This window comes from Polyangium fumosum (assembly GCF_005144585.1).
In the GTDB taxonomy this organism is placed as follows: Bacteria; Myxococcota_A; Polyangia; order Polyangiales; family Polyangiaceae; genus Polyangium; species Polyangium fumosum.
Window position 1 is genome coordinate 48611 of the sequence record NZ_SSMQ01000046.1, and the last position, 12565, is coordinate 61175.

At 67.8% G+C, this 12565-nt stretch carries 10 protein-coding genes and 1 tRNA gene; 4 read left to right on the forward strand and 7 right to left on the reverse strand.

The genetic code is table 11. The features are described 5' to 3' along the window. Positions 1 to 150: 150 nt before the first annotated feature. Complete coding sequence (locus E8A74_RS34135; RefSeq protein ID WP_170229547.1) at positions 151 to 1869, forward strand: MopE-related protein; 1719 nt, start codon at positions 151 to 153, stop codon at positions 1867 to 1869. 141 nt (positions 1870 to 2010) lie between these two features. Here E8A74_RS34135 and E8A74_RS34140 read toward each other — a convergent pair whose 3' ends face one another. After that, a complete protein-coding gene (locus E8A74_RS34140; RefSeq protein WP_170229548.1) occupies positions 2011 to 2988 on the reverse strand; it encodes an endonuclease/exonuclease/phosphatase family protein in 978 nt (325 codons plus the stop codon). Positions 2989 to 3283: 295 nt separating this feature from the next. Here E8A74_RS34140 and E8A74_RS34145 point away from each other — a divergent pair, with 295 nt between their 5' ends. Then, positions 3284 to 5332 carry a MopE-related protein gene (locus tag E8A74_RS34145; protein ID WP_136932995.1) on the forward strand — a complete coding sequence of 683 codons (2049 nt, stop codon included), beginning with the start codon at positions 3284 to 3286 and terminating at the stop codon, positions 5330 to 5332. Positions 5333 to 5402: 70 nt separating this feature from the next. Here the strand turns inward: E8A74_RS34145 and ettA are convergent, their stop codons facing one another. Together ettA and E8A74_RS34155 are read right to left on the reverse strand one after the other, a co-directional pair. Then, complete coding sequence (gene ettA, locus E8A74_RS34150; RefSeq protein WP_136932996.1) at positions 5403 to 7082, reverse strand: energy-dependent translational throttle protein EttA; 1680 nt, start codon at positions 7080 to 7082, stop codon at positions 5403 to 5405. Positions 7083 to 7196: 114 nt separating this feature from the next. Next, a complete protein-coding gene (locus tag E8A74_RS34155; RefSeq protein WP_232379849.1) occupies positions 7197 to 8789 on the reverse strand; it encodes a lipopolysaccharide biosynthesis protein in 1593 nt (530 codons plus the stop codon). Positions 8790 to 8925: 136 nt separating this feature from the next. On the opposite strand from E8A74_RS34155, the gene E8A74_RS34160 reads away from it, so the two are divergent. After that, positions 8926 to 9001: transfer RNA gene (locus E8A74_RS34160), tRNA-Asn, on the forward strand. Between the two features lie 688 nt (positions 9002 to 9689). Here E8A74_RS34160 and E8A74_RS34165 read toward each other — a convergent pair. Both E8A74_RS34165 and E8A74_RS34170 read right to left on the reverse strand, forming a co-directional pair. Then, positions 9690 to 10478 carry an SDR family oxidoreductase gene (locus E8A74_RS34165; protein WP_136932998.1) on the reverse strand — a complete coding sequence of 263 codons (789 nt, stop codon included), beginning with the start codon at positions 10476 to 10478 and terminating at the stop codon, positions 9690 to 9692. Further along, positions 10475 to 10804 carry a nuclear transport factor 2 family protein gene (locus E8A74_RS34170; RefSeq protein WP_136932999.1) on the reverse strand — a complete coding sequence of 110 codons (330 nt, stop codon included), beginning with the start codon at positions 10802 to 10804 and terminating at the stop codon, positions 10475 to 10477. Before E8A74_RS34170 ends, E8A74_RS34165 begins: the two co-directional genes overlap by 4 nt. A 101-nt stretch (positions 10805 to 10905) precedes the next feature. Between E8A74_RS34170 and E8A74_RS34175 the strand changes: the two genes are divergently transcribed. Further along, positions 10906 to 11814 carry a LysR family transcriptional regulator gene (locus E8A74_RS34175; protein WP_136933000.1) on the forward strand — a complete coding sequence of 303 codons (909 nt, stop codon included), beginning with the start codon at positions 10906 to 10908 and terminating at the stop codon, positions 11812 to 11814. Positions 11815 to 11951: 137 nt separating this feature from the next. Here E8A74_RS34175 and E8A74_RS34180 read toward each other — a convergent pair whose 3' ends face one another. Together E8A74_RS34180 and E8A74_RS34185 are read right to left on the reverse strand one after the other, a co-directional pair. Beyond that, on the reverse strand, positions 11952 to 12185 hold the full coding sequence (locus tag E8A74_RS34180) for a hypothetical protein (RefSeq protein ID WP_136933001.1): 234 nt from the start codon (positions 12183 to 12185) through the stop codon (positions 11952 to 11954). Further along, positions 12182 to 12547, reverse strand: coding sequence for a hypothetical protein (locus tag E8A74_RS34185; protein WP_136933002.1), 366 nt, complete (start codon positions 12545 to 12547; stop codon positions 12182 to 12184). The genes E8A74_RS34180 and E8A74_RS34185 overlap by 4 nt, the downstream gene beginning before the upstream one ends. Between the last annotated feature and the right edge of the window lie 18 nt (positions 12548 to 12565).

Here is a 12565-nt window from a genome sequence, read left to right on the forward strand (position 1 = left end):
TTACCTCAGGCCGGTCCCCCGTGCCGGGATCACCGCCCCGCATGCACCTTCGGCGCTTTACGCGGCCCGAGAATCCTGGAAACATCCTTCTGTCTTGCGTGCGAGGTCCCGGTGCGGGTGCGCCTGTGCTTCGTGTTGTTCGGAGGACCGATGCGATCGACGATCCCCGCCACGCTGGTGGCGCTTGGCTGCTTGGCAATTCATGCATTTGGCTGCGCGGGCGGCGAAACCCCGGGACAAGGCGGCTCCGGGGGGCTGGGTGGCGGCGGAACCGGCGCCACGGGCGGAACCGGCGGCACCGGCGGCGAAGGGGGCCAGGGGGGCGCGGGCGGCGCGACGTGCATGCCGACCGCAGAGCTGTGCGACGGCCTGGACAACGACTGCGATCAGGACGTCGACGAGGATTGCCCCTGCGTCGAAGGACAAACGCAGTCCTGCTACTCGGGCGCCAACGGCACGCAGGGCGTCGGCTCCTGCACCGCGGGTCAGCAGACGTGTGACGTGAATGGCAAGTGGAGCAAGTGCAAGGGCGAGGTCGTGCCGAAGACGCAGGAGAGCTGCAACGGCATCGACGACGACTGCAACGGGACGGTCGACGACATGGCGCCGACGGTCTGCGGCTTCGGCGCCTGCCAGGTCACGGTCGTCGCTTGCGAGAACGGCCAGCTCAACGAGTGCGTCCCGCTCCAGCCCACGCTCGAGAAGTGCGACGGCCTGGACAACGACTGCGATCAGATCGTCGACGACTCGTTCCCCGAGAAGGGGAAGGCCTGCGTGTCGGAGCTGATCGGCGCCTGCTCCAAGGGCAAGTACGCCTGCACGAACGGCGCACTGGAGTGCGTCCCCGACGTCATGCCCGTCCCCGAGACCTGCAACGGCATCGACGACGACTGCGACGGCACGGTGGACGAGGACATCCCCGGCACGGGCGGCGAGTGCGGCACGGGCCTGCTCGGCGTCTGTGCGAACGGCGCGATCCAGTGCAAAAACAGCACGATCGACTGCTTCCCGATCATCCCGCAAGCGCCCGAGAAGTGCAACGGCGTCGACGACGACTGCGACGGCGTGGTCGACGAGAACAACCCCGAGGGCGGCGTCTCCTGCCAGACGGGTCAGTCCGGCGCCTGCGGGACCGGCACGCTGAAATGCGCGAGCGGATCCCTCCTCTGCGAGCCGAACTCGTCGGCGACCCTCGAGGTGTGCAACGGCATCGACGAGAACTGCAACGGCACGGTCGACGAGGGCAACCCGGGCAGCGGCGCGGCCTGCGGCTGCGGCGGCACGACGACCTGCGCGGAGGGCCAACTCCGCTGCACGGGCGGCCCGCCGGTCTTCCTTTACGAAGACTTCGGCGACGCCCCCGACTGGACCCTCGGCCCCGAGTGGGAGGTCAAGGCGGCCGTCGCCAACGGCACCTGCAAGAACACGAGCGGCACCCACAGCGATCCGGCGACCGACACCTCGTCCTCGTCCGACAACAAGGTCGCGGGTGTGGTCGTCGGCGGCTGCTCGACGAGCTCGCAGAGCGCGACGACGCACGGCTACTACTACCTGACGAGCCCGATCTTCGACACCTCGGCGGCGCCCGGCGTCTATCTCCAGTTCCAGCGCTGGCTGAACAGCGACGTGACGCCGTACATGAACAACGTCATCGAGGTGTACAACGGCACCGCCTGGGTCCAGGTCTGGCAAAGCGGCGCCGTGCTTTCGACGGCCTCTGCCTGGACGAAGGTGTCCTACGACATCACCCCGCACAAGAACGCCACCATGCGTATTCGCTGGGGCTTCAACGTCGCCTCGGCCGGGGTCGACCCGATGGGCTCGTGGAACATCGACGACGTCATCGTCTCCACCACAATCTGCCCCTAGCCGAGGGGCGATAAGCTTGCTGCGCGCCTCGAATCGTCGGTCGGGCTCCTCGGAATACATGTGTATTCCTGCGTCGCCCTCCCTAGCTTCGAGGCGCTCGCGGCGCTTCTCGGCCCTCGGCTGCGTTTCGATTTCCTAGGTTTATTTTACCCCATAGGTCGCCACGATCGGCGCGTGGTCCGTTGCGTCGTCCACGTCGTCGCCGTGGCGAATGGTCACGGACGCCTGATCGAGCATCCCTGCGAGCAGAGGGTGCGACATTTGGTGGTCCACGAGCTCCAGCGCGCCCTGGTAATCGTAGGTCCAGCGGACGTTCGCCGGCACGAAGTCGGGCGCATTCGTGTACGTCCCGTCCCCCTCGCCGATCATCGCGAGGTAAGGCGGCGAGCCCGGCACGTCATTAAAGTCGCCGAGCACCAGCACCCCGCGTGACGGGTCCTCCTTCACGAGCGCGTTCGCGATCGCGCGCGTGCGTTGCGCCTCCGCGAGGCGCTTGTTCGGATTGTCGTCCTCCTTCGCCTTGAAATGCACGCCGAGGAGCACGAGCTTTCGCCCGTTGTAGGTGAGGTGGTATTCGGGGCAATCGCGCGAGAATCGATACGTCGGCCCCACCGTGCCATTCAGCGGGAATTGCTCGTCCTTGTGCGAGACGACCTTGTCGAGCGGCAGCTTCGAGAGAATTCCGATGTCCACGCCGCGCGGGTCGTTTCCGTCCACGATCCCGATGCTCGTGTATTTTCCACCAAGCTCGCTCTGCACGAGGTCCGCGAGGGAAGCCTCGTTCTCGACCTCCTGCAGCACCACGACGTCCGCGTCGATCGCCGAAAGCACCACGCCGATGGCCTTTCGATGGTTCACGTATTGCGCCGTCGACCGCACCACCTCGTCCGCCGCCGCGCTGTCGTTCTTGTCGTTCAGATAATTGCGAACGTTCCAGTTGGCCACGCGCAGCGGCAGCGGGTCCTTCGGCGCCCCGCCGCCGGCGCCGCCGTTCCCGCCGCTCCCGCCCGTCCCGCCGCTCCCGCCGGCATCGCCGCCCGCGCCCTCCCGGACGCGGCCTTCCTGCCCGCACCCTCCGCTCGAAAGCACGAGCAGCGCGGTCGCGAGCGCGCTGCCCACCGTGAGCCTCCCCGCGCGGGCGAGGCAAGTCCATCCACCGAAACGAGAGCCTTGAGATCGAGAAGAAGCATGCAACATGCGCTCAGTGTCCCGTCGCCATTCCGGCGCGGCAAGCCCCGCGTCGTTCTCCGCTTCACGATGCGGCGCATGGTCAGGTTCGTAACCATGCATGAGCACGCCGCTTCGGCGCATGACGACGGGGCGCGCGGACCCCCGGCCTTTACAGCGCTTCGTGATCCATGCGAGGATCAATCGACCAGGCATTCGCTTGGAATATTCTTTTCAGGAGCGGGCCATGCGGAACCTCATGCGCGAAGGGCTGTTCGCGGGCGCAATTTTCCTCGTCGTCGGCGTCGCTGCATTCGGGTGCAGCGACGGCGGATCCTCGTCCTCCAACGGCGCGGGCGGCAGCGGCGGGGCGGGCGGGCGCGGCGGGGCGGGCGGCGAGGGCGGCGAGGGCGGAACCGCCGTTTGCAACGAGGGGGAGACCCAGCCTTGTTATACCGGCCCCGCGGGCACCCAGGGCCAAGGGGAATGCAAAGGCGGCACCGCGACGTGCGCCGGTGGCCAGTGGTCCGCGTGCGCCGGCGAGGTCTTGCCGAGCGCCACGGAGACGTGCGACGGCAAGGACGACGATTGCAACGGCCAGGTCGACGACGCCATCGCGCAGGTCACCTGCGGCCTCGGCGCCTGCTCCGTCACCGTCGACGGCTGCAAAGACGGCGCCGTCCCCGATTGCACCCCGCTCCCGCCGCCCTCGGGAACGGAGACGTGCGACGGCAGCGACGACAATTGCGACGGCCAGATCGACGAGGGCTGCACCTGCGTCGACGGACAAACGCAATCGTGTTATTCGGGCGGCGCCGCCACGAAGGGCGTCGGCGCATGCAAGGACGGCACGCAGACCTGCGCCGGCGGCACCTGGGGCCCCTGCGAAGGGGAGACCCTCCCCGTCGTCGAGGCCTGCGACGCGCTCGACAACGATTGTGATGGGATGTCCGACGAGGATCTCGGGCAGACCACCTGCGGCGCCGGCGCCTGCGCGAACACCGTCGAGAGCTGCGTGAACGGCATGCCCCAGGCTTGCAATCCCGGGATGCCGAGCCCCGAGACGTGCAACGGCGTCGACGACGATTGCAATCTCCTCATCGATGACGGCCTCGGCACGCTCACCTGCGGCATGGGCGCGTGCCAGAAGACCGTGCAGGCTTGCGTCGCGGGACAACCGCAAATGTGCGTGCCCAGCATGGGCACGGCCGAGACGTGCAACGGCGTCGACGACAACTGCAATGGTCAGACGGACGAGGGCAACCCCGGCGGCGGCGGCGCGTGCCCCACGGGCCTCCAGGGCGTCTGCGCGGCGGGCGTGCTCAACTGCCAGAACGGCTCGCTCACGTGCGCGGCGACGACCATGGCCGGCGCCGAGACGTGCGACGGCAAAGACAACGACTGCGACGGCCAGACGGACGAGGGCAACCCGGGCGGGGGCGTTGTGTGCTCGACCGGAAAACCCGGCATCTGCGGGCCGGGGACGACGGCCTGCACGAACGGCGCGCCGGTCTGCAACCAGAATGCCCAGCCCGTGGCCGAGGTTTGCAATGGCGTCGACGACGATTGCGACAGCCAGACGGACGAGGGCAACCCGGGTGGCGGCGCGGCGTGCACCACCGGCCTTCAGGGGGTTTGCGCCGCGGGCACGCAGACGTGCACGAGCGGGGCACTCTCGTGCAAGCAGAACGTCATGCCTTCCACCGAGATTTGCGACGGCAAGGACAACGATTGTGATGGGCTGATCGACGAGACGGTCCCGAACATCGTTTCGATTTTTTCCGAGACCTTCGTGAACAACACCGCCGGGTGGGGGCTCGGGACCGAGTGGCAGATCGGCGCGGCCAAGGTGTCCAGCGGGCACGGGTATGGCTTCCCGGATCCCGCCGCGGATCATACCCTGACCGCGGACAACGGCGTCGCGGGCGTCGTCATCGGCGGCAATGCGAGCACGGTGGTTCACGCGGCCTACTACCTCACGAGCCCCGTCATCAACACGAGCGGCACGGGATTCGTGACCATGGACCTCTGGCGGTGGCTGAACAGCGACTACGACCCCTACATGATCAACACGATCGAGGTCTCCGCGAACAATGGCTCGACCTGGACCGTGATCTGGCAGTCGGGCGCCATGCCGGGCATCCAGGAGCAGGCGTGGAACAACTACAACTATGATCTGACCGCCTACAAGTCCGCGACCATGCGCGTCCGTTTCGGCGTCAGCGTCAATCAGCTCGACGCGTATGTCGTGTCGTCCTGGAATCTGGACGACATCGTCATTCGCCGCTGCCAGTAGCTCCCACAAAAAAACGCCCCCGATCCTCCTGGATCCGGGGGCGGTTTTTCTTTGGCACTCGAACGAAACGTCAGCCCACGTCGCTCATGCGCCGGTAGCGGATCCGGTGCGGCTCGTTCGCGTCGGCGCCCTTCCGGCGCTTCAGATCCGCCTCGTAGTCCTCGTAGTTCCCCTCGAACCACACGACCTTGCTGTCGCCCTCGAAGGCGAGGATGTGCGTCGCGATGCGGTCGAGGAACCAGCGATCGTGGCTGATGATCACCGCGCAGCCCGCGAACTCGAGCAGCGCCTCCTCCAGCGACCGCAGCGTGTCGACGTCGAGGTCGTTCGTCGGCTCGTCGAGCAGGAGCACGTTGCCCCCGCGGCGGAGCAGCTTCGCCAGGTGCACGCGGTTGCGCTCGCCGCCCGAGAGATCACCGACCTTCTTCTGCTGATCGGCGCCCTGGAAGTTGAACGACGCCACGTACGCGCGCGAGTTCACCTCACGCTTGCCCACGAGCAACGTCGGCTCGCCGCCCGAGATCTCCTGCCAGACGCTCTTGTTCGGATCGAGCGCGTCGCGCGACTGATCCACGTACGCGAGCTCCACGCTCTCGCCGATCCGGAGCGCGCCCTTGTCGGCCTTCTCGAGGCCCATCATCATCTTGAACAGCGTTGTCTTGCCCGCGCCGTTCGGCCCGATCACGCCGACGATCCCGCCGCGCGGCAGCGAGAACGAGAGGTCGTCGATGAGCAGCTTGTCGCCGAACGCCTTCGTCAGGTGATCGGCCTCCACGACCACGTTGCCGAGGCGCGCGCCGGCCGGGATGTGGATCTGGCTCGGCGAGTACTCCTTCGCCTTCAGATCCTCGGCGAGCAACGTCTCGTAGGCCGCGAGGCGCGCCTTGCTCTTGGCCTGCCGCGCGCGCGGGTTCATCCGCACCCACTCGAGCTCGCGCTCGAGCGTCTTCTGCCGCGACGACTCCTGCTTTTGTTCGAGCTCGAGGCGCTTCTTCTTCTGTTCGAGCCAGCCCGAGTAGTTGCCCTCGTACGGGTAGCCCATGCCGCGATCGAGCTCGAGGATCCAGCCCGCCACGTTGTCGAGGAAGTACCGATCGTGGGTCACGGCGACGACGGTGCCCGTGTACTCCGCGAGGAACCGCTCGAGCCACGCCACGCTCTCGGCGTCGAGGTGGTTCGTCGGCTCGTCGAGCAGCAAAAGATCTGGCTTTTCGAGGAGCAACCGGCAGAGCGCCACGCGGCGACGCTCGCCGCCCGAGAGGAGCGCGACCTCGGCGTCCGGCGGCGGCAGGCGCAGCGCGTCCATCGCGCGTTCGAGCACGCGATCGAGCTCCCAGCCGCCCGACGCGTCGATCTTGTCCTGCAAAACCCCGTACTCTTCGAGCAGCTCCTCCATGTTGTCCGGCGACTCGCCGAGCAGCACGCCGATCTCCTCGAAGCGCTTCATCAGCTTGCGCGTGTCCGCGACGGCGGCCTCGACGTTCTCGATCACCGTGCGGCCCGCGTCGAGCCGCGGCTCCTGCTGAAGGAAGCCCACGCGCGTGCCGTCGGCAGGCTTTGCCTCGCCGAGGAACTCCTTGTCGGTGCCCGCCATGATCCGGAGCAGCGTGCTCTTGCCTGCGCCGTTGTGCCCGAGGACCCCGATCTTCGCGCCGGGGAAGAAGGAGAGCCACAGGCCCTTCAGCACCTCCTTGTTCGGGGGGTGCACCTTCCGGACGTCCTGCATCGTGAAAATGAACTGATGCGCCACGTTTCTTTTACCGCTCTCGCGAGTTGATGATGAATGGGAAGGGGAGGGGGAGGCGGCGAAGGATACCGAAAGCCGACGATTCGTCACGCCCGACGTACGGGTTCTCCCGCAACTTCAGGCCTTCCCGAGGACCTTCCGGACGAGCGACAGGTCCTTCTTGCCAAGCTCGCCCGTCACCACGAGCACCGAAAGATACAGCGCGCCGGTCACGAGGCCTTGGGCGAGCACGGCCGGTTTGCCGAGCCAAGGCAGCCGCATCCCCACGGCCACCGTCACCGCCGCGGCCACGAGCACCCGCACGAGCGAGAGCGGCGCGACGAACGCGCCCGCCTCGCGCCGCAGCGCGAGCGCCGCCACGACGGCCACGAGGCCGAGCGCGACCGACGTCGAGATCGCCGTGGCGAGGAGCATCGGCGGGCCAAACGGCAGGCGCGGCGTCACCCCCACGCACCCGAGCGCCACGAGGCAGACCGCGAGCGCATTGAACGCCGCGCTCATCCGCTCGCGCCCGAGGCCCGTCAGCGCCGCCGAGCTGATCCCGAGGATCGCGAACGACCCCATCCCGAGCGCGAGCACACGGAGCACCGGCCCGCCGTGCTCCCAGATCGCACTCGATTTGTAGGCAAATCGCAGCACGTGTGGCGCGAGCGCCGCGATCGTCCCCGAGACCGCGCCCGTCACCACGAGCGCGATGCGCACGCCAGCGCGCGTGTACTCGGCGACGAGCGGCTCGCTCTTTTCGGCCCGGGCCTTCGCGAGCATCGGGAAGAGCACGAAGCTCACCGACATGAGGAGCTGGTAGGGCAGGAACGAAAAGAGCTGCACGCCGCGGTAGATCCCGAGCAGATCGTCGGACGCGGTCGCCGCGAGCCCGAGCCGGCTCGCCTCGCGCCCGACGAAGCGGCTGAGCAGGAGGAAGTCGGTCTGGAGCAGGAGGTTCAGCGCGATCTGGCCGAGCGCGAGCGGGCCGAGGAAGCCGAGGTAGTCGCGCGCGCTCGGCCCCGCGGCGCCGAGGCGGCCCACCCCCGAGCGGGTGATCGCGATCGGCACGATGAGCGCGGCGGCGGAGACGAACCCGATCGTCGCGCCGAGCGTCCCGCTCCCGCCGAGCCGGAGGAGCGCGAAGGCCCCGACGCCCATGCCGATCGTGCGCAGCAGCCCGTAGCCCACGTCGAGCCCGGCCTGATCGAGGAAACGCCTGCGTCCGTTCAGCGACCCCACGAGCGGCGCGTAGATGCCGTAGAGCAGCACGACGGCCGCGACGAGGCGCAGCGGCGTCGCGACGTGCGGGGCGCCGACCGCCGCCGCGATCGTCCCCGCGGCGAGCGCGAAGCCGAGCGAGAGCACGACCGCGAGCACCACGTGGACACGCAGCGTGCGCGCAAAAACGGCCCCCTCCTCGCCCGCGGAGGCCGTCGAGACCGCGCGGGACACGCCCTGGAGCGCGGTCGAGACGACGACGTTGTTCAAGACGCCAACGATCGCGAGGACGCGGGAGATCTGCCCGTAGCCGGCCTGGCCGAGCAGCCGTTCGAGGAGGAGCTGCTGAACGAAGCCGAAGAGGATGAACGAGACCTTCGCGAAGGCGATGGCGAGCCCGCCGCGCCCGGCGGTGCGCGCGGCGCTGGGCGTCGGGAGCGCGGGGGCCGCTCCGCTCGCGGCAGGCGCGGGGGCGTTCGTCGCGGGGGCGGGCGCGGCTTCTTGCACGGCGGCTTCTTCGCAGAACGCGCGCGGGAGGGCAACCGCTCGTTGCCGGGCCGGGAGGTGATCTTCGCGTGGGCTCGAAAAAAGTTCTTGACGGACGAAGCTCCGCGGGTATCCTCGCGGTCCGTTTCGACGCCATTCCAGCTTAGCTCAGTCGGTAGAGCAGGCGGCTGTTAACCGCCGGGTCGCTGGTTCGAGTCCAGCAGCTGGAGCCATTTCTTCCTCCTCGCGAACATTGCGAGAGGCGTCAGTAAACAGCGGCCCCTGAGAGCGAGCTCCGGGGCCGTTGCCTTTTCTCCCCTGATTCCCCGAGGGTTTGCGCCTCGGCGAGCGTCGCGTGCGCCAGGATGGCGATCGCACGGAGAGCGCCGCGTGCGTGAAGACGAGCGCGGCGAGCGCGTGCGGGACGGCTTTCGCGCTCTCATCTCGGTCCCGTGGGGAGAGAGAAGCCGAGACGCGGTTAACAGCCGACGCTCCGTTTCCGGGACAGTGCCCCGGCGATCAACTGTCCCGCGCAGGGTGGGACTGTTGACCAACGCGGCGCTGTCCCATGCGAGCGCGGAACGGGCGCCCCCACGTTGGCGCGTGGCGCGCCGAGCGCAGTGGTCCGGGGCGTGGGCGCGTTCGGGGGCTGCGGCGCGCACGTGGGAGCCTTGTGCGCGACGGGCACCGCAACCGAACTCTGTCCAAACGGGATCGCCATCGCGGGCGGCAGGCGCCGAAAGAGCCACCAGCGGGCCGCGCCGAATCCGGAGTCTTCGTTCGCCTGCGGCGCACTTCGCCTCCGAAGCAGGGCTTTGGGCGGGCGCTCACCGGTCCCGGGGGACCGGTTCGTCCTTCACCAGAACGCCGTGCAGCCTATCATGCCGCCACCGGTACAGCGTCCCGGCGCAGACGCCCACGTCAGACGGTCCGGACGGTGCCGCCGTCGATGATGAACTCGGCGCCGTGGATCGCGGCGGCGCGATCCGAAGCCAAGTAGGCAATGAGATCGGCAACCTCTTCGGGCTCGGCTGCACGCCCGATCGGGATACCGCCCAGAGCATCAAGGACTCCTTGCCGCGCCTCCTCGACCGTGCCGCCATTGGCGGCCTGCAGACGCTTCAGCATGTCGACGGACGACTCGGTCATGATCCAGCCGGGGGAGACGGCGTTGACCCGCACGCCCTTCGGCCCCAGCTCTTTGGAGATCGACTTGCTGTAGGTCCTGAGCGCGGCCTTTGCGGCGGCGTAGGCAGTGGTCGATTCGGGGAGCGGCAGGATGGATTGGATAGAGGTGATATGCACAATCGCGCCGGCACCCCGTTCCATCATCTGCGGAGCCAAGAGGCGATCAAGGCGGACCGTGGCCATGAGGTTCAGGCTCAGTTCGGCGAGCCAGTGATCGTCCGTCAGCGCGAGAAAGCCGCCGCCCGGCGAGGCCGAGCCACCGATCACGTGGGCGAGGATGTCGACGCCGCCCATACGCTCGAGCGCCGCCTTGGCCAGGGTCTCGCCGCCTTCGGCCGTCGTCAGATCCGCGCGGACGAACTCGACGCCGTCGATGGGCTCCAGGGTTCCGCGGGCTGCGGTGATAACCCGGGCGCCCCCGGCCAGGAAGCGGTCGACGGTGGCGCGGCCCAGACCCTTGCTGCCGCCGCTGACGAGCACACGTTTTCCAGCGAACTCCGAGGGATTAGCTTTGATGTTCATATCGTGATCCCCAGTGCTTTGATAGCGTCGTTTTCGAGCGTGAAGCGATAGGTGAAGCGGATCGGGCTGCCCTTGAAGTCGCCATGGGCAAGACCTTCGACCACGACCTGACCGTCCTCGTGGCGAACGGCATCCGGCGTGAAGATCGCCTTGACGGCGATCACCTCGTCTTCAAACAAGGTTCGCAGCTCGGCGTGGCCCTCGTGACGTTTTCCGTTGTCCAAAAGGACCGCATCGGTGGCAAAAGGCTTCAGCATGCCGTCCACATCGAGTTGTGCGTTTGCCTCGACATAGGCGGCTATGGGTTTGGGGAGTGCGGGCGTCATGAGTGTTCTCCTCTGCGTTGTTCGCTTCGGAGACACTAGTCTCGCCCAACTAAAAAGAGAACGCGCGGAATCGTGCATGCTATATGTAGCCAGGCTAAACAATGCGTGACGACCTATCCGGGCTTCGGGCCCTCCTCTGCGTGGCCGAAAAGCGGAGCTTCCGGGCGGCGGCCGCCGAGCTGGGGGTGACGCCATCTGCCGTTAGTCAGATCGTTCGCGCCCTCGAAGAGCGCGTCGGTGTGCGCCTGCTTCAACGGACCACACGCAACGTCGGTTTGACCGAGGCCGGTGAGCACTTCATCGGGCAGCTCAGGCCTGCATTCGACGGCATCGACGCCGCGTTCGAGTCGCTCATGGCCATGAACGGACGCCCATCGGGTCTGTTGCGCCTGACGATGCTCCGAACCGGCTACAACGACGTCATCAAGCCGAAGCTCGCGGCCTTTCTCGCCGCGTACCCCGACATCCGAATCGACATCTGTCTCCAGGAGGCGCTGTCGAACATCGTAGTCGAAGGCTTCGACGCGGGGATTCGCCTCGGCCACAGCCTCGATCGCGAGATGATCGCTGTTCGCGTCAGCCCGGACCAGCGCCTCGTGGTCGTCGGCTCAGGGGACTACTTCGCGCGCCGAGGCAAGCCCACGCATCCGCGCGAGCTTCACGGGCACGAGTGCATTGGTCTGCGCATGTCGACGGGCGCAGTCGCCCGGTGGAAGTTCGTCGAGGGCGACAAGGAGTTCGACCTGGTCGTCGACGGCCGCGTCGTGACCAACGAGGGGTCGGTATTGGTAGACGCCGCCGTCGAGGGCGTCGGACTCGCCTACGTCTTCGAAGACATGGTGAGCGGGCTCGTGTCCGAGAAGCGACTCGTGCGGGTGCTCGATGGGTATTGCCCGCACATCCCGGGCTATTTTCTCTACTACCCGAGCCGGCTGAACCTCGCCCCCAAGCTCAAGGTGCTGATCGACTTTCTAAAGATAGGTAGAAGGCGCGGCAAAAAGTACGCGTGACGGGGACCGTCGCGGCAAGGCGCGACCCGCATCGGCGCCACGCCCGATCCGGGACTCGCGAGACGGTATCCCCTGCATGAACCCCGTCGTGGCGGGACGCCTCCGCGGCGCGCATGCTCGCGGGCGTGGAGGTCCACTCAGCCCGTCGTAGCCTGCTGTTCCGCGGACGTCGCGGCGGGGACGGTGACGTGGCCGATCGACTCGACGAGCGGCGTGACGTCGCGGAGCCGCCGCGCCCGGCGCTTGGGCACCACGATGTCGACGAGCGGGATCTCGCGGACGTTCTCGTGGCTCTGACTCCTCATGCGCGTCGTGAACCTCGAGCCGTTCTTCTTGTCCTTCATCTGCATGTCTCTGTGCTTCCGCATCATCGTTGCTGTCCTGAGCACCGCTTCGTCGCGCGCTCCACCCCACGCGTGGTGGCCGGCTCGACGCTGCTCGTGAGGAACGCGGCGAACCCTGGCAGGCACGCCTTGGCGCGCGCGATCTGCTTGGCGACCGGCAGACTCGTGAGACGCCGTAGACCACGCTCGGTCACCTGCCGCGCAGGCGTTCCCGGCGGCAGCGCCCGAACGAACGCGATCACCTCCGGCGCCAAGCTCAGGAGGTTGAGCAGCTGCGTGACCCGCGCCCGGGTCAGTTCGAAGCGTTCCGCGAGCTCGGTCCGAGAACGAACGTCCCCGGTGTCAAGAAGATTCTGGAACTCCGCCGCCAGGGCCACATGACCGACCACCGGGGGAGGAGACAAGCT